The 17,045-nt window shown below is 55.2% G+C and carries 12 protein-coding genes and 1 pseudogene; 7 read left to right on the plus strand and 6 right to left on the minus strand.

What is annotated here, in order from left to right:
- Positions 1-486: 486 nt before the first annotated feature.
- Positions 487-2,775, plus strand: a complete 2,289-nt coding sequence (locus ACQG2G_RS12780) for an FdhF/YdeP family oxidoreductase (RefSeq protein ID WP_061772650.1) — start codon at positions 487-489, stop codon at positions 2,773-2,775.
- Here the strand turns inward: ACQG2G_RS12780 and ACQG2G_RS12785 are convergent.
- Both ACQG2G_RS12785 and ACQG2G_RS12790 read right to left on the minus strand, forming a co-directional pair.
- Positions 2,741-3,532, minus strand: coding sequence for a phosphate/phosphite/phosphonate ABC transporter substrate-binding protein (locus ACQG2G_RS12785; RefSeq protein ID WP_061772651.1), 792 nt, complete (start codon positions 3,530-3,532; stop codon positions 2,741-2,743). The genes ACQG2G_RS12780 and ACQG2G_RS12785 overlap by 35 nt on opposite strands.
- On the minus strand, positions 3,525-4,496 hold the full coding sequence (locus tag ACQG2G_RS12790; RefSeq protein WP_061772652.1) for a fatty acid desaturase: 972 nt from the start codon (positions 4,494-4,496) through the stop codon (positions 3,525-3,527). Before ACQG2G_RS12790 ends, ACQG2G_RS12785 begins: the two co-directional genes overlap by 8 nt.
- 164 nt (positions 4,497-4,660) lie before the next feature.
- Between ACQG2G_RS12790 and ACQG2G_RS12795 the strand changes: the two genes are divergently transcribed.
- From ACQG2G_RS12795 to ACQG2G_RS12810, 4 genes and pseudogenes are all read left to right on the plus strand, one after another.
- A complete protein-coding gene (locus ACQG2G_RS12795; protein WP_020690861.1) occupies positions 4,661-5,641 on the plus strand; it encodes a GlxA family transcriptional regulator in 981 nt (326 codons plus the stop codon).
- A gap of 78 nt (positions 5,642-5,719) precedes the next feature.
- Positions 5,720-6,730: a type I glyceraldehyde-3-phosphate dehydrogenase gene (gene gap / locus ACQG2G_RS12800; protein WP_061772653.1), complete on the plus strand. Its 1,011-nt coding sequence runs from the start codon at positions 5,720-5,722 to the stop codon at positions 6,728-6,730.
- A 402-nt stretch (positions 6,731-7,132) separates the two neighbouring features.
- Entirely contained in the window at positions 7,133-7,324 is a 192-nt protein-coding gene (locus ACQG2G_RS12805) for a hypothetical protein (protein ID WP_240514604.1), read from the plus strand.
- A 123-nt stretch (positions 7,325-7,447) separates the two neighbouring features.
- Positions 7,448-7,561 (plus strand): annotated as a pseudogene (locus ACQG2G_RS12810) (type VI secretion system tube protein Hcp); the annotation flags it as partial.
- A gap of 97 nt (positions 7,562-7,658) precedes the next feature.
- Here the strand turns inward: ACQG2G_RS12810 and ACQG2G_RS12815 are convergent.
- A complete protein-coding gene (locus ACQG2G_RS12815) occupies positions 7,659-8,846 on the minus strand; it encodes an MFS transporter (protein ID WP_094084427.1) in 1,188 nt (395 codons plus the stop codon).
- A 115-nt stretch (positions 8,847-8,961) separates the two neighbouring features.
- Here ACQG2G_RS12815 and ACQG2G_RS12820 point away from each other — a divergent pair, with 115 nt between their 5' ends.
- Positions 8,962-9,918 carry an AraC family transcriptional regulator gene (locus ACQG2G_RS12820; RefSeq protein ID WP_013096166.1) on the plus strand — a complete coding sequence of 319 codons (957 nt, stop codon included), beginning with the start codon at positions 8,962-8,964 and terminating at the stop codon, positions 9,916-9,918.
- A gap of 13 nt (positions 9,919-9,931) precedes the next feature.
- On the opposite strand, the gene ACQG2G_RS12825 is transcribed toward ACQG2G_RS12820, so the two are convergent.
- A complete protein-coding gene (locus tag ACQG2G_RS12825; RefSeq protein ID WP_094084428.1) occupies positions 9,932-11,311 on the minus strand; it encodes a carbohydrate porin in 1,380 nt (459 codons plus the stop codon).
- 94 nt (positions 11,312-11,405) lie between these two features.
- Positions 11,406-12,764, minus strand: coding sequence for a glycoside-pentoside-hexuronide (GPH):cation symporter (locus ACQG2G_RS12830; protein WP_020690856.1), 1,359 nt, complete (start codon positions 12,762-12,764; stop codon positions 11,406-11,408).
- Positions 12,765-13,129: 365 nt separating this feature from the next.
- Here ACQG2G_RS12830 and ACQG2G_RS12835 point away from each other — a divergent pair, with 365 nt between their 5' ends.
- Complete coding sequence (locus ACQG2G_RS12835) at positions 13,130-14,815, plus strand: alpha,alpha-trehalase (RefSeq protein ID WP_040020044.1); 1,686 nt, start codon at positions 13,130-13,132, stop codon at positions 14,813-14,815.
- A gap of 67 nt (positions 14,816-14,882) precedes the next feature.
- On the opposite strand, the gene ACQG2G_RS12840 is transcribed toward ACQG2G_RS12835, so the two are convergent.
- Complete coding sequence (locus tag ACQG2G_RS12840; RefSeq protein WP_061771662.1) at positions 14,883-16,985, minus strand: TonB-dependent siderophore receptor; 2,103 nt, start codon at positions 16,983-16,985, stop codon at positions 14,883-14,885.
- Positions 16,986-17,045: the final 60 nt, after the last annotated feature.

The following is a 17,045-nucleotide window of genomic DNA, read 5'->3' on the forward strand; positions in this document are numbered from 1 at the left end:
CAATACTGCTATTATCGCCACTACCATAATTAGTAGAATGGGGATTTTTTCAGGGGAAGTATGAATATATCTTCCATGAATTATTTGTTGCATTGATAGCGTATCTTTAATAGCGATGACTTTTCCGCCCTGAATTAAGACAATTCATAGACGATGAAAAAAATTAATTTCACGGCGCAAAATAACCTGGTGCCTTTAATCCCTTAGAGGCACGATTTACACCGCCCGCAGTGAATTAACAGTTAAGCAGGACTACATCTTTATTCCCTGGCGCATTGTTCACTTTATCGCCTTCAGCATCGTCGGGTAAATATATTGCCGGTTCCCCTGCCCGCCTTTCGTTTGAAATTTTACTGTCACTAACATTGTCGCCTTCACCCCACCCTGGTCAGGACATATTATCGACATGATAAAAATTTGTTATGATTTCTTTAATTTTTCTCAGCCGCATCATGCACGACCGGCGGTCTAACAGGGTAATCTGGAATGAATAACAAACGACGTGCCGTTCCCGGCATCAGACCTTACGACGGCCCTGCAGGCGGCTGGGGAGCATTAAAAGCGACAGCAATTGCCGTGCGAACACAGATGGATGCCCTGGAGGCTCCCGCCACGCTGTTGCGCACCAACCAGCCTGACGGCTTCGACTGCCCGGGCTGCGCGTGGCCAGACAAAGAGCATAAATCCACATTTCAGTTCTGCGAGAACGGGGCAAAAGCGGTCACCTGGGAAGCCACCAGCAAACGGGTGACCCCTGAGTTCCTCGCTCATAACACCGTTAGGTCGTTACTGGCAAAATCTGACTTTGAGCTGGAAGGATACGGGCGCCTGACCCATCCCCTGCGCTATGACCGGGCAAGTGACACCTTCCGCCCCGTTGAGTGGGAGGATGCCTTCGAACGCATCGGCGAGGTTCTGCGTGGGCTTGAACCAGACCAGGTGGAGTTTTATACCTCCGGCCGCGCCTCCAACGAAGCGGCCTGGCTGTTCCAGCTTTTTGCCCGTGAGTACGGAACCAATAATTTTCCCGACTGCTCCAACATGTGTCACGAAGCCACCAGCGTCGGTTTACCACGCTCCATTGGTATCGGGAAAGGCACCGTCTCGCTGGACGATTTTGACAAGACGGAGCTGGTGATCTCCATCGGGCATAATCCCGGCACCAACCATCCGCGTATGATGGGCACCCTGCATGAACTGGCTCGCCGCGGCGTGCCGATAATCGTCCTGAACCCGCTGCGCGAGCGCGCGCTGGAACGGTTTGCCGATCCCCAGAGCGTGATTGAGATGGCGACCTACAGCTCTACCGACATCGCCTCTACCTACTTTCAGGTTAAAGCCGGGGGCGATGCCGCCGCGCTAAAAGGCATCGCCAAACACCTGCTGCAAATGGAAGCCGGGCGCGGCAACGTGCTCGACCACGCGTTTATCACCGAACACACACAGGGCTTTGAAGACTTTGCGGCAGACATTGCGCAAACGAGCTGGGACGCCATTGAGCGCGAGTCCGGGCTGAGCCAGGCGGCGCTGAAACAGGTCGCCGATGCCTACGCGAAATCGAATGCCACCATCATTACCTACGGCATGGGCATTACGCAGCATAATAAAGGAACTTCCAACGTCCGCCTGATCGCCGATGTGCTGCTGCTGCGCGGCAATATAGGCAAGCCCGGTGCGGGGATCTGTCCGCTGCGCGGCCACTCTAACGTTCAGGGAAACCGTACCGTCGGGATAAGCGAGAAACCAACCCCGGCATTTCTGAACCGTCTTAAGGAGGTGTTTGGCTTTGAGCCGCCCTCTCACCATGGCCATGACGCAGTGCAGGCAACCCAGGCCATGATTGACGGTCGTGCCAGAGCGCTTATCTGCCTCGGCGGCAACTTTGCGGTGGCGATGCCCGATCACGAAAACGGCTTCCCGGCGATGAGTAAGCTGGATCTGAGCGTGCACGTTGGCACCAAGCTGAACCGTACGCACCTGCTGGTGGGTAAAGAGACCTTCATTCTCCCCTGCCTTGGCCGCACGGAACTGGATATGCAGGCCAGCGGACGTCAGTCCATTACCGTTGAAGATTCCATGTCGATGGTTCATGCCTCCTCAGGCAAGCTGAAACCCGCCTCTCCTCTGCTTCGCGCCGAACCGGCTATTGTGGCCGGCATGGCGAAAGCGACCCTGAAGACAACCCGCGTGGACTGGATGCACCTGGTTGCGGATTACGACCGCATTCGCGATCTGATTGAGCAGACCATTCCGGGCTTTGAGGACTATAACGCGCGGATCCGGGTACCCGGTGGATTCCGTATGCCGCTGCCGCCCACGAAACGTATCTGGCCGACAGCGACGGGCAAAGCGATGTTCTCGGTATTTGAAGGGGTCAATGAAGATGCCAGCGGTGAAGGCGATAACGTCCTGCGTCTGATCACGCTGCGCAGTCACGACCAGTACAACACCACGATTTACGCTCTCGACGACCGCTACCGGGGCGTCTTTGGCCGTCGCGACGTGCTGTTTATGAATGAAGCGGATATGGCGCAGTCAGGACTGGAGCACGGTGACCGGGTGGATATCGAAACCGCCCTGCCAGGCAGCGCTCAGCGTCTGGAGGATATCACTGTGGTGGCGTATGCCATCGCTCCGGGCTCGGTCGGGGCCTACTATCCTGAGGCCAACGTGCTGGTTCCGCTCGACTATCTGGATAAAGAGAGCGGCACGCCGTCGTATAAATCGGTGCCTGTCCGCCTCACCCTGCGCTCGAAAGAGATCCGTCCGCTGTAATCCCGGTTAACACAGACCAGGCCTCACGCGCCACGACGCTAAACCCGCCGATAAACAGCGCATCACACACGCCCCGGTATTCCGGGGCGCTCACCAGCGTGGTTAGCGCATCACGGATGGCATGAAGCGTTTCGGGTGCGGTGCCGGACGCGGTGATCAGCGGCAGTCCTGGCGTAAGGGGCGTCTGGTCAATCACAGTTAGCCCCGCCAGCAGGGTCGGTTCATGCCGCTGCAACAGCGCATACGTCACGCAGTCGATCGCTGCGATATCCCCTCCCCCACGTTTTACTTCGATCAGCGACTGGCGATGGCTGCCGCTAAAGATAACCTCTGAGAACCAGGCGTTTAACGCACGTGACGGCACGCGGTTGCGCAGCGCATTGTAGCCAGACTGGGAATCGGGCGCGTTACATACCACCCGCCGTCCGCGAAAATCAGCCAGCGTGCGGTGTTTATCCTCATCACGTACTACCAGAAAACTGCGGTAGTGAATGCCTTCGCAGCCCGGTACCCGGTAGTGAAAACAGCCGACGACCTGCACCTCCGGCAGTTGTGTCATCAGCGGGTAGCCGCAGGTCTGGCTCAGGATAAGATTAGGCTGCTGCCAGTGTGCCAGCAGGTCAGGCTCAGGCCTGCCGGGAATAAGCTCCTCCACCGGCAGACCACGCGCCACCAGCAGACGCTGGACGGCCCGCCACAGGGCAAGAGTATCGGTACTATCCACCGCATACATCGGAAACGCCAGCCGGTTACTCATGTCCTTCCTCCTGTTGACGCCAGGGATGTACGGTGACGTCCACCGACGTTTTCCAGAACCGTCGCATCCATTCGCCATACCCTCTGACCAGAAACCCGTGGTTACGCTCCCGGTACGCCTGCTTGTTTTGCAGGTAGATCGTCTTCAGCCCGTACCAGGGCACGCCGGGTAAATCGTGATGTATTGAATGGTAGTTAAGATTTAAAAACAGCACGCGCCAGAACAAGCCTGCTTCGTTAATCACCGAACGCGCCAGCGGGTCGTCCGCCGCGCGATGTTCCAGAAAAGAGCGTACTTTTGTCAGCGCCAGCGCCGGGTAGCTTACCGCCAGCGCAAACCAGAGCGGAGAGAAACCGTTGTGCATCATCCAGGTAAAAAGCAGCGCCAATAACGCTATATGCACAAGCCACATCACCATCGCCCGCAGTTGCAGATGGCGAAACGCCGCCACCGCGCTGCCCAACGTCTGGAGAATATCCAGCAGCGGCGCCAGCAACAGTCGCCCGGTAAAGGTGTTTCGGGCGTGGATCACCCGCTTCTGCCAGGGCGACAATCGCGCCCAGCTCGCCTGCGTAAAGTAATATGACTCCGGGTCATCCACCGGCATGGTGAGATGGTCGTGACGATGGTGGGCCAGATGAGAATCCCGGTACAGGCCATACGGATACCAGACCGCCAGCGGCAGCGTGCCAAAGAGCTGGTTCAGCCACACGAAACGCGTGGGATGGCCGTGGATCAATTCATGCTGAAGGGACATATACCAGGCAGTAAACCCAATCAGCAACAGCGTGGCAGGCAGCAGACCGAGGGTGTGCCAGAACGCCAGCGTCGAGAACCAGCCGCCATAAATGGTGGCGATCAACAGCCACGTGGGCAGTTCGGTTCGCCAGAGAAACCCCGAGGCGAGATGATGAATTTGGTCGCGTTGCTGCGGATGTAAATAGAGGGAGCTTCGTTTACCCATTCCTTCAGAGCCGTTTCGCCAGAGATAATATGCTGACGATCCGGGATAACGCCTGAAATAACAAAGAACTTAAATCACTTTGCTTTGCCAGAAAGGTGTGTTGTGCCAGCCAACGCCCTTGCCCTCCGCTTGACTTATTTTGCAATAAAGGTACTTTTCAGGACATGAAGAAGATCCTGATTATTGTTCCTGACGGCGGCATGTTGTTTGAAGCCGCCGGCATCGCCGACATTCTGATGCAAGCCAACCGCCTGCATCCGGGAGGCCTTGCGCAGCCCTGCTATCGCATCATCATCGCCACGACCCAGCCGCACCAGGTGATCCACGGCCAGTCTGGTCTCAATCTGCTGGCAGATTATCGCCTGCCGGAGCTGGATCCCCGTGAGCCGCTTGATACCATCATCATTACCGGGCGCGGCATGAACGAGCAGGAGAGCACCGCCGTGGTGGACTGGCTGCATCTTGCAGCCCCCCATGCGCGGCGGATCGCCTCCATTTGCGGTGGCGCGATGCTGCTGGCCCAGACCGGTTTGCTTGACGGCCGTCGGGCAACTACCCACTGGCGGCTGCTGGAAACCATGCAAGCGCAGTACCCCACCATCCGTGTTGAGGGGGGGCCGCTCTATATTCAGGATGGCCCTGTCTGGACCTCCGGTGGCGTGAGTTCCGGCTTTGATCTGACCCTGGCGCTGGTGGAAGACGATTATGGCTTCAGCCTCGCGCGCGACGTGGCGCAGGATATGGTGATGTATCTGCGCCGCCCGGGAGGACAGCTGCAGTTCAGCCGCTATAACCTGTCGCAGTCCGGCTCCTCCGGCCCCATCAGCGAGCTGCAAACCTGGATCCTGCAAAACCTGACGGCCGATCTGTGCGTCGAAAAGCTGGCGGAAAAAGTAGCCATGAGCCCGCGCAATTTCACCCGGGTATTCACCCGCGACACGGGGGCGTCTCCGGCACGCTATGTGACCGAAGCGCGCCTTGCCGCAGCCCGACAGTTGCTTGAACAGACCGACGATCCGCTGTCCGTTATCGCCGAGAAAAGCGGATTTGGCACCAGCATCAACCTGCGTCGCGTATTTGAAAAACAGCTCCACCTCACACCCGGTGAATACCGTCAGCGTTTTCACTGCCGCAAAATGGCGTAATGTGATCCTTTTTTGTCGTTTACGCCATCCGGCCTGAAGCCTACAGTGACTCCAGACAACAGAGATAAGGAGTGCATTATGGTTAAGGTCGGCATTAACGGTTTCGGCCGTATCGGGCGTAATTTCCTGCGCGCGGCGCTGGGCAATCCGGACCTGCAGATTGTGGCGATTAACGATCTGACGGACAGCAAAACCCTCGCCCATTTGCTTAAGCATGATTCCCTGCTCGGCACACTACCGGCCCCCGTTGAAGCGGCGGACGGCGCGCTGCAGGTTGACGGCCAGCGCATTACCGTCTTTAGCGAACGCGATCCGGCGAATATTCCCTGGCGCGATGCGGGCGTTGACGTGGTGATTGAAGCGACCGGTTTCTTCACCGAGCGCGAAAAAGCGCTGGTGCATATCACCCACGGTGGGGCGAAGCGGGTCATCATCTCCGCGCCGGGTAAAAATGACGATCTGACGGTGGTGATGGGCGTTAACCACGAGCAGTACAATCCGGCTAAGCACGTGGTAGTAAGCAACGGGAGTTGCACCACGAACGGCCTGGCCCCGGCTGCTCAGGTCCTGCATCAGCAGTTTGGTATTGAGCATGGCCTGATGAACACCACGCACGCTTATACCAACAGCCAGGCGCTGCACGACCAGCCGGAAAAAGATCTGCGCGGCGCACGTGCAGCAGCCCTGTCGATTGTGCCGTACTCCAGCGGTGCCGCGAAGGCACTGGGGAAAGTCATCCCGTCTCTGGACGGCAAGCTGACCGGCTATTCCCTGCGCGTACCGGTTCCGGTGGTATCGATTGTGGACTTAACGGTAACGCTGAGCCGTGACGTTACGGCCGAAGAGGTGAACGATACGTTCCGCAAAGCCGCGGCCAGCGGGCCACTGAAAGGCATTCTGGGATACAGCGATGAACCGCTGGTCTCCAGCGATTATCAGGGCGACCCGCGCTCTTCAATTATTGACGGTCTCTCCACCCTGGTAATTGGTGGTCGGATGGTGAAGATCCTGGCGTGGTATGACAACGAGTGGGGCTTCTCTAACCGCCTGGTGGATCTGGCGGTGCTGATGGATAAGAAAGGGTTGTAATGTTTAAGCCGGGTGGCGCTTGCGCTTACCCGGCCTACGGATTATGTCACCATCCTCGCAGAATAAATAATACTTGATAAGATTAATTATATTCATCGCTTCCAAATTCATCACATCAATTATATATGACCACCAATTTACTTAGAAAATAAATTGGTGGTTATTCTTGCTTTCACTTTTTATAAATGCGAGTGTGATCACTGTCCCCAGTCGACAACGTAGCCCATGATAAACTCTGTACACAACAGGGTCGGCTATGTATTACAGTAAATCGATTATCGAAAAAATAGGGTCCGATAAAGAACTTGCATTAAGGCTTGATCGTGCCGTAGCTGGGGTGAAAGATGCTGATGCGCTAAATAAAGTGATCCGATAATGTGGGAATCTATAAAAGAATTTTTGATGAAATTTTTAAAAAGTTTGTTACAAGATATTATGGATGATTTCTTTTGGTATGGCACTGGAATAGTCGCTGTCATTCCAGGTGCTATCATAGCGAGTTTAATAGAAGATGAAGACATTGCACTGTTGATTTTTTGCATTATTGTATTAGCTGTTTACTTCATTGCATTTCGCTACAAAAACAAAGAATGAATAAATGTCTACACCACACATATATGGTTTACAAGTGAAAATAACGCTCCAGTTACATGAGAATGTTTAACGCCCTCAAGATTGGGTTCTACCGAACTAAAATCATTTAACCATTCGGTGTGAATTCCCACCAAGTCCAACACAGGAAAACTGACAGGGACACGTCTTCATGTGCCAATTATCTTTGAAAAAGAACCAGGTTGCATCACACCCTATCTCTTTCGTGCCGTCTGTACAGATTAAACCTGCAAAACGGCATTAATTAAAAGAAAGAGCGATCGCATAACGCAATCAGCACTCATGACTTCCCTCTCCCACAGGAGAGGGAAAACAATCACTCCGCCTTAACCTTCACGCCCATCAACACAATCACCATCGCCGTTACCAGCAGGAAACCGCTTCCGGCAAAGACGCCGCTGGCGCCGTTGAGGTCAAATACCGCCCCGCCCACGGCCGCACCTGCGCTGATTGCCAGCTGGATAGAGGCCACCAGCAAACCACCTGCGCTTTCGGCTTCATCTGGCACCGTCGTGGCAAGCCAGGTTGACCAGCCCACCGGAACCAGACCAAACGCAAAGCCCCACATCGCCACCAGCAATCCATCCAGTATCGCCAGATGACCAAACGCCACCATGGTGAGTGCCAGCACGCCCATGGCGAACGGTACCAGCGCCAGCGTCAGGCGCAGATTACGCGCCAGCAGATGTCCGGCTACGGAGGTACCGATAAAGTTGGCAATCCCAAAGCCCAGCAGGATCAGCGAGATGCTCTCCACGCTTGCCTGCCCCACCGTTTCAAGGAACGGACGCAGATAGGTAAAGAAGGCAAAATGACCGCTGAAGATCAGAATGGTCGCCAGCATTCCACCGATCATTCCCGGACGACGCAGCACGCGGAACAGTGTGCCCAGGCTGCCGCTGCTCTCCGGCTTCATTGACGGCAGTACCCAGAGCTGCCACAGCAGCGCCAGCATGCTCGGCAGAATGCAGAGGATAAAGACATTACGCCAGCCGATCAGGCTGCCAAGATAGCTGCCCAGCGGGGCCGCGACCACCGTGGCGATTGACACGCTGGAGAAGATCACCGCCAGCGCTTTCGGCACTTTATCGGCAGGCACCAGACGCATCGCCGTGGCGGTCGACATCGCCCAGAATCCCCCGATGGCAATCCCTAACAGCAGGCGTCCCATCAGCAGTACGTGCAGCGTGGGTGCAAAAGCCACCAGCAGGCTGGAGACGATTTGCAGCACCGAGAAAAACATCAGTACCCAGCGACGGTCGATACTTTTGGTCGCCGGGGTGATCAGCAATCCGGTGACCAGCGCGACCAGCGCGGTGGCGGTCACCGCCTGCCCAGCCATCCCCTCCGTTACGCCCAGGCTTGCGGCCATGGGCGTTAACAAACTGGCGGGCAGGAACTCCGCCGTGATCAAACCAAACACCCCCAGCCCCAGTGAATAGACGGCCCGCCAGGCGGGTTTTGCAGGCGCAACAGCCTCTCTCGCCGCGACACATGAACTCATCTGTTGATCTCCCGTTATGAAAATGTGACAACTGTCGCAAAAGGATAGAGTGTTCACCCTGGACGATCTATGACATATAATCTCCACTTATTGATTATTCGTCCGGAGTTTTGCCATGACCGCTCAGTCCCCCGATCTGATTAGCGAGCTGTTGCGCGGAATGCGCCTGTCGGGCGTGAAATACCGCCGCATTGAAGCCAGCGCGCCTTTCGGCGTGGCGTTCCACCAGGCACCGGGCAAAGCACAGTTTCATTTTGTCAGCCGCGGCAGCGCCCTGCTGCGTATGGAGAGTGGCGCAACGTTCACCTTAAGCGGCGGCGATGCCCTTTTTATTCCTAACGGTAATGCGCACGCCCTGCTGTCTGACGAGAAAGCAACCATCACGCCGGTTAGTGCGTTTCCCAGCGAGCCTATCTGCGGCTCGGTCTGCGCCATCACCTGCGAACCCTGCCCGGACAGCGAGAACACCGTGATTTTCAGCGGATGCATGGACTTTGAACTGGGCGGAATGCAGCCGCTTATTAAAGCGATGCCGGAGGTGATGATGGTGAGCCGGTTGATGTCCACCTGGCCGGAGATCCACCCGCTGCTGGCGGCGATGGAGCGCGAATCCATGACGCGTCAGGCCGGATTCGCCGGGATCCTCGCGCGGCTGGCGGACGTGGTGGCGGCGCTAATCGTGCGGGGCTGGGTTGAAGGAGGCTGCGGAAAAGCCACCGGCTGGGTGCAGGTACTGCGTGACCCGCGTCTGAGCCGGGCCATTTACGCCATGCACCAGCAGCCGGGTCTGAACTGGAGCGTGGCGGATCTGGCAAAAGAGGCCGGCACCTCCCGCTCGGTGTTTGCGGAACGTTTTCTCGCCGCGACGGGCACCACCCCGGCGAAATACCTCAGCGAATTGAGGATGCGCCTGGCCATTCAGTACATTCGCCATGAAAATCAGCCTATTGAAACGGTCGCGCTGCGCCTGGGGTACGGATCCCTTGCGGCGTTTAGCCGGGCGTTCAAGCGAATTATCGGCCATGCGCCGGGCACGCTGCGGGAGACCAGCCAGACCCCGGAAGAGGCCTGACTGGCGCAGGACATCAGAAGTAGTATTTGAAGCGCACGCGCCCTCCATAGCGATCGTCGTTACGGTCATCGCCGTCATTCGGATGTGCTTCAACCCACGAAGCATACGCGCCAAGATAGATATTGAAATTCTTCATCTTCATGACGTTCGGGATCAGGTACGACGCATGAATGGTGTGAATATCATAATCACCGGGATCGGTCACCCAGCAGTCGCCATCACAATCCGCATTAAAGTTGGCGGTGTTGAAATTATCGATCTGGTTATGCGCGTAGATATAGCCCAGCTCAACATTGCGCCATAAGGCATTCACGCCCGCGGTGAAATCCGTCTCGTCGGTGGCATCCATGTAGGCGGTATTCAGGTTCGCCACGATACCGTCATCCGGATCGGTTTTTTGCCCGTTCCAGGTCATGGTAAAGCCATAGCCGGTGCGGTCAGACTGGTCGACCCATCTTCCGGACGCATCGTGGTAACCGTAGGCATTGTTGACGAGGTTGCTCTCCATCGCGATGGCGGTCGAGAAGTTTCCTTCCTGCCAGGCAATCACCGGACGGACGTAGGCGACGTTTTTATCGTTATCCAGGTCCATGCCATGATACTGCTGGTCAACAAACAGCGAGCTGCCGTCTTCCAGCAGCGTGTTAACCTCGAGATACCAGTTGCCCAGGGTTTTACTCAGCAGGAAGTTACCGCCGCTGTCGCTACGCCCCCGCCCCTCTTTCATCATATAGATATAGCCGTAACCATCGCCGTAGAGATCGTTAGCGGTGTTGCCGGAATATTCAACGAAGGTATCCTGGTTTAGCGGGAACATGTCATAGGCTTCAAAGCGGCCAACTTTTACCTTCCAGTCGTTTTCCGTGCCAAAGAAGAAGACCGCGTCATCCAGGTTCATTTTGCCCGTTAAGTCCGCCAGCGGCTGTACGGAGAAACCGGCAAAATTGCCGTTTTCCATTCGCTTATAGCCGTCAAACCCCAACAGCAAACGCCCGTTAATATCCCAGCGTTCATGGTTACCGGGTGCCCAGTCTTTATTGGCTGTCGTTTTCATGGACGTTAAACTGCCGGTCTTGCTGGCCGCATCCATATTAAATTCAACGTCACCATAAAATTTAATATCACCGTAGCCGGATAACGTAAGCTTAGGTGCCGTTTGCGCAGTCGCAGGCTCTGTGGATTCAACCACCACAGGATTTGTGGCTACCACGGTATGCTGCTGTTGCTCAAGAACCTGAATTTGTGCTTCTGCCTTTGCTGCCCTTGTTTCGGCCTTTTCGAGGCGCGCCTCCAGTTGCGCCAGTTTATCTTCCAGACGTTGGGTATCATTTGCTGCCATTGCTGCGGTAGAACAAAACGCACTGACGAGCAGTGCAAGGTATTTCACTTTCATCGACTCCATCCTCGTGAGTTAATCATTATTTCCTGACGGACACAGAGAACCTCACCGATAATTCAAATGAATTATCGGCTTACTGCTTCAACTATTAAGAGTTAGCGAATTCGCCTTTGTTTAAATCACTCACCACGCCATTCATGACGTTTTCAGTTAATTTATAAAATTTGATCGAGAATGCGGTGAGTAAATAAAAGAGTGAAGGGATTAACGTGAACAATAAAATAACGCCCTGAATGGCGGATTCTGACTGTACGGTACTGTTCGACTGGTAATTAAACCAGGCCAGCACCCAACCCAGAATGGCACCACCGACGGCGACACCCAACTTAATCACGAAAATATTGGCCGCAACATTCATACCTGTAATACGACGTTGGGTTTTCCATTCACCGTAATTATTTGCATCAGTGATCATTGACCACTGCAACGCGCCGTTACCGCCCTGGACAATCTGAATGAACACATGGGCAATCAGTGGAATGACCCAGAACTCCAGCGGCAGCCAGAAGCAGGCCACGCCTAACGCAGCGTTGAGAATATTGATCCAGAACGAGAGTTTAACCTTGCAAAAACGGGTACCGAACGGCTGCGCCAGAACCGAACCAAACATCGAGGCCAGCATCCCACCCAGCATAAAGAACGAGATGACGTCAGCCCCCTTGTTGAGAACAGTGTTCACGTAATAGACCACTGCGCCACCGCGGATCACCACCGCCACCAGCATCATAAAGTTGTAGATCGAGAGAATCCGCCACTGATCGTTACGAAAGAGAATTTTAACGTCCCGGGCGATGTTCAGATTTTCCTCTTTGATCGGCTGGACGCGCTCTTTGGTGGTAACAAAACAAATGATAAACATCACGCAGCCGATTGCGCCAAAAAGCGCCATCGCCACCTGGATGCCGGTCGCCCTGTCGCCGGGGTAGAGATAGTCCGCCAGGGGCAGAATCAGCGCGGTGCCGAGCGCCCCGCCAATTGGCGTAATGGCAAAGCGCCAGGACTGCAACGAGAGGTTTTCACGCGGATCGGACGTTAGCGCCGCTCCCAGAGAACAATACGGGATATTTATGGCGGTATACATCAGGGTCATAAATATATACGCGCCAACGGCATAATAAATTTTCCCGGTTTCAGTAAAATCAGGTATGGAATATACCAGCACGCAACTCACCGCAAAAGGAACGCATATCGCCAGCAGCCAGGGACGAAAACGTCCCCAGCGAGTGGATGTTGCATCGGCAATCGCTCCCATAACGGGGTCGGTAATGGCATCTAATAAGCGGACCAAAAGAAACATGGTTCCCATTACGGCCGGGGGTAAACCATAAATATCCGTATAGTAATACGCCAGAATGGCGACCGAGGAGTCAAAAACAATATGACTCGCGGCATCTCCAAGGCTGTAGCCTATTTTTTCCCGGACCGGAATTTTTTCACTCACTGACATCACGTTACTCCTTATTGATGAAACCGGTTTCTGCTTTGGCAATAATTTCGCCTGAGCGCAACGAGGCGATCCATTATGTTTTTTCACCATGAAGTTATGTTTTTTGCTTTATGTGATCGGGATAATTAAAAGAAAGCCTTTATCCGGAAAATTATGCGTAACGGATCGCAATTTATTTTCTCGCCTACAGCCATTCACAATATCAATATTTCAGCCGCGCCACCGGGGCATTAAACGCAACGGTAAATTGTCTGGATTTGTGCAAAGTGCGATGTTCGACACGCGAAGCGCGGAATATTCGACTAAGGTTTTCTGGTGAATGATTACAGCGTGACCGCTGCTCAGCGAAATAAGGAGAAGCACCGATGATAACACCTCAAAAGCTGCGCCCTCGCCTCTTACCTCTGGTTCTGGGCAGTGCGCTGCTCGCGGTTGCCGCGACAGGCAACGCGGAAGAGATGAACTCTGGCCAGACAAATTCACCGGATATCTTGCTCGGCCCTCTTTTCAACGATGTCCAGAGCGCCAAACTCTTCCCCGATCAAAAAACCTTTGCCGATGCCGTACCGAAAAGCGATCCCCTGACGATCCTGGCCGACTACCGCATGCAGCGTCGTCAGTCCGGGTTTGATTTACGCCATTTTGTTGATATGAACTTCACGCTTCCCGCGGAAGGGGAAAAATATGTTCCTCCTGCGGGGCAGAGCCTGCGTGAGCATATTGACGGGCTGTGGCCTGTGCTGACGCGTACCACCGATAAAGCCAGTAACAAATGGGATTCACTCCTGCCCTTACCAAAATCCTACGTCGTGCCGGGCGGGCGTTTCCGTGAGGTCTACTACTGGGACAGCTATTTCACCATGTTAGGGCTGGCGGAAAGCGGCCACTGGGACAAAATCAGCGATATGGTGGACAACTTTGCCTACGAGCTGGATACATGGGGGCACATTCCGAACGGCAACCGCAGTTACTATCTGAGCCGCTCCCAGCCGCCATTTTTCTCGCTGATGGTGGAACTGCTGGCCACGCACGACAGCGAGGCGCTGAAGAAATACCGTCCGCAAATGGAAAAGGAATACGCCTACTGGATGGAGGGCGCAGATGCGCTGCAGGCCGGAGAGGCCAACAAACGCGTGGTGAAGCTGGAGGATGGCTCGCTGCTTAACCGCTACTGGGATGACCGCGACACGCCGCGTCCGGAGTCGTGGCTTGACGATATCACCACCGCCAAAAGCAACCCTAACCGCCCGGCAACCGAAATCTACCGCGATTTGCGCTCTGCGGCGGCCTCAGGCTGGGACTTCAGTTCCCGCTGGATGGACGATCCGCAAAAGCTGGGCACCATCCGCACCACCAGTATTGTGCCGGTGGATCTGAACGCCCTGATGTTCAAGATGGAAAAACTGCTCGCCCGGGCAAGCCAGGAGAGCGGCGATGCCGCCAGCGCGAGCAAATATGAAGCCCTGGCCACGGCGCGCCAGAAGGCGATGGAGAAGTATCTGTGGAACGATAAAGAGGGATGGTACGCGGATTACGACCTGAAGAGTAAGAAGGTGCGTAATCAGCTCACGGCTGCAGCGCTCTTCCCGCTGTATGTGAAGGCCGCGGCACAGGATCGCGCGGATAAAGTGGCTGCAGCGACGTCCTCACGTCTGCTGAAACCGGGCGGCATCACCACCACCACCGTGAACAGCGGCCAGCAGTGGGACGCTCCCAATGGCTGGGCGCCACTGCAGTGGGTAGCCACGGAAGGGTTGCAGAATTATGGACAGGACAAGGTCGCGATGGATGTCACCTGGCGCTTCCTGAAAAATGTTCAGCATACCTACGATCGCGAGCAGAAACTGGTGGAGAAATATGATGTCTCCTCCACCGGTACGGGCGGCGGCGGCGGTGAGTATCCGCTACAGGATGGATTCGGCTGGAGCAACGGCGTGACGCTGAAGATGCTGGATCTGGTCTGTCCGAAAGAGAAACCGTGTGACAGCGTGCCGCAGAATCAGCCTGCGGCGAATGATGAGGCTGCGCCGGTGAAAAGTACGGCGCAGTAGGCGAACAATGCCGGGTGGCGCTAACGCCTACCCGGCCTGCATTCCCTGCGGGAGAGGGAAACGATAATCAGAAGCTGTAGCTCGCCCCCAACTGATACGTCCGGTCACGCCCAATCCAGCAGTTTGTCGCGTCGTAGCAGGTCAGCGTCTCTTTGTTGGTGATGTTTTGCGCACTGGCTTTCAGCGTCAATCCCTCCAGCGACGGCAGGATTTCCCCCATACGATAGGAGGCCGCCAGATCGTACTGCATGGTGCCGCCCAGTTTGCCCGCATCGTTGTTCGGTGAAATTTCCATTGGACCGGTGTAGCGCGCCCCTGCCCCCAGCATCAGCCCTCTCAGCGGCGTGTTGTCAAAGGTGTAATCCCCCCACAGGTTGAACGCGTTCTCCGGCACCTGCGTTGGCCGTTTGCCCTGGTATTTGTCATCTTCGGTATTGATCAGATGGGTGTAGGCATAGTTGGCAATCAGGGTCACGTTATCCGCCGGGCGGCTGACGATTGAGAGCTCAGCCCCTTTAGATTCCACTTCTCCGGTCTGGCTGTAATTCAGGAAGCCCGGATCGGAGGTGACGACATTTTTCTGACGGATATTAAATACCGAGGCGGTAAAGGTTGTGGCGTAATCCGCCAACAGGTATTTCACCCCGCCTTCCACCTGCTTGCTGGTGGTTGGCTTCACATCTTTAGCCGTGAGCGTACCCTGCGGCGACACCGGGGCAAACCCTTCGGAGTAGCTGATGAACGGTGAAAGCCCATTCTCAAACGCGTAAAGCGCGCCCAGGCGTTTGGTCACGCGGTCCTGCGAGACCCACGCCTTGTCGCCATTCTGCATATAGTTGGTGGTTACCGAGCGGTAATCGTCATAACGCAGGCTGGCCAGCAGATTTAAACCGCCAAACTCCACCTGATCCTGCAGGTAATAGCCGTTTTGCTGATAGCTCAGACGATTTTTCTGCCCCGTATACAACCCGAGACCGCGTTCATTGATCTGCGAATAGTCAGGATTTCGCATATCGATGCCAGGCGTTGTTGAGGCATAACGGTAGTAGAAGTGAGAGTCCATCTTTTGATAGTCAAACCCGGCCAACAGGTGGTGTTTCCACTCTCCCAGCGCCACGGTTTTGGTTACCTGGTTATCGATGTTGAAGCTCTTCAGATCTTCATCCGTGGTGTAAGCAAACCGGTTAAGCTGGTAGACCGCGCTCCCCGTCCCCGTGGCATAAACGCTGCGCTGGTGGGTGTCGACATCAAAGTACCGTGCCTTCTGGTTAAAGCCCCAGCCACTGTCAAACTCATGTTCAAAGCTGTAGCCCAGCATCCACTGACGCTGTTTGAAACCGCTCCACTCATCCCCGGCATACTCCCGGCGGTCGGCATATTTCGAGCGCAGATAAGCAAGCGGCAACGGGTTGGATGGAGACAGGCTCGGGGAGTTTTGCGCCAGTGCATCAACCGTAAGACGCGTTTTGCTGTCCGGCTCCCAGGTCACGGACGGGGCAACCAGATAATTTTCATAGCGCGTGGTATGGGGCTGATCGTCATTTTCCGTGGCTTTGCCCAGCAGGCGGTAGTTCCAGTCGCTGTCGGCAATTTGTCCGGTCGAGTCGAGATAACCCTCCTTCAGATTGCGATTGCCGGTGTTGAAACCCAACTCGGTATGGGCGGTTTTTTGTGGCTTTTTACCCTGAATATTCACCAGTCCCCCCGGGGAGCCACCGCCGTAGAGCACAGAAGATGGCCCTTTGAGGATATCAACGCTTTCAATCAGCAGTGGATCGATGCGCGCTTTGGTATTTCCGGTGACGTTATACGGCAGTTGCAGTCCGTTGTAGAACTCCTGGTCAACGGAAAAACCACGGATTTTATATTCGCTCATGTAGGTGGTATTGCCACGCAGCTCTGTCGAAACGCCCGGAACATAGCGCAGGATTTCGTTCACGGAGTTGGCATGGCGTTGTGCGATCTGCTGCGCAGAGACGGTATCGATCACCTGCGGCGTTTTACTTTCGGCAACGGCCGATTTGGTTGCGCTGTTTGTCCATGCGGGGAGAACGCTGCCCTGCTCAGAGCCGGTGACAAGAATGGTGGATTCTTCAGCAAATGCCTGTGCCTGTAATGCCAGTGTCACGGCTCCTGCCAACGCGCATACTGCAAAACGTGAGGTGTTCATAATGTCGTCTTGTGATTATATGTAACTAGGAACGACAATTATTATCATTTCGATTAGCAA

This window comes from Enterobacter cloacae complex sp. 382A5 (assembly GCF_050031095.1).
GTDB classification, from domain to species: Bacteria; Pseudomonadota; Gammaproteobacteria; order Enterobacterales; family Enterobacteriaceae; genus Enterobacter; species Enterobacter cloacae.

What these genes read in the sequence shown, in the direction of transcription:
- ACQG2G_RS12825 (WP_094084428.1), bottom strand. Translation starts at nt 11,311, where the DNA reads ATGAAAGTGAAATACCTTGCACTGCTCGTCAGTGCGTTTTGTTCTACC.
- ACQG2G_RS12780 (WP_061772650.1), top strand. Translation starts at nt 487, where the DNA reads ATGAATAACAAACGACGTGCCGTTCCCGGCATCAGACCTTACGACGGC.
- gap (WP_061772653.1), top strand. Translation starts at nt 5,720, where the DNA reads ATGGTTAAGGTCGGCATTAACGGTTTCGGCCGTATCGGGCGTAATTTC.
- ACQG2G_RS12790 (WP_061772652.1), bottom strand. Translation starts at nt 4,496, where the DNA reads ATGGGTAAACGAAGCTCCCTCTATTTACATCCGCAGCAACGCGACCAA.
- ACQG2G_RS12820 (WP_013096166.1), top strand. Translation starts at nt 8,962, where the DNA reads ATGACCGCTCAGTCCCCCGATCTGATTAGCGAGCTGTTGCGCGGAATG.
- ACQG2G_RS12795 (WP_020690861.1), top strand. Translation starts at nt 4,661, where the DNA reads ATGAAGAAGATCCTGATTATTGTTCCTGACGGCGGCATGTTGTTTGAA.
- ACQG2G_RS12830 (WP_020690856.1), bottom strand. Translation starts at nt 12,764, where the DNA reads ATGTCAGTGAGTGAAAAAATTCCGGTCCGGGAAAAAATAGGCTACAGC.
- ACQG2G_RS12815 (WP_094084427.1), bottom strand. Translation starts at nt 8,846, where the DNA reads ATGAGTTCATGTGTCGCGGCGAGAGAGGCTGTTGCGCCTGCAAAACCC.
- ACQG2G_RS12805 (WP_240514604.1), top strand. Translation starts at nt 7,133, where the DNA reads ATGAAATTTTTAAAAAGTTTGTTACAAGATATTATGGATGATTTCTTT.
- ACQG2G_RS12835 (WP_040020044.1), top strand. Translation starts at nt 13,130, where the DNA reads ATGATAACACCTCAAAAGCTGCGCCCTCGCCTCTTACCTCTGGTTCTG.
- ACQG2G_RS12840 (WP_061771662.1), bottom strand. Translation starts at nt 16,985, where the DNA reads ATGAACACCTCACGTTTTGCAGTATGCGCGTTGGCAGGAGCCGTGACA.
- ACQG2G_RS12785 (WP_061772651.1), bottom strand. Translation starts at nt 3,532, where the DNA reads ATGAGTAACCGGCTGGCGTTTCCGATGTATGCGGTGGATAGTACCGAT.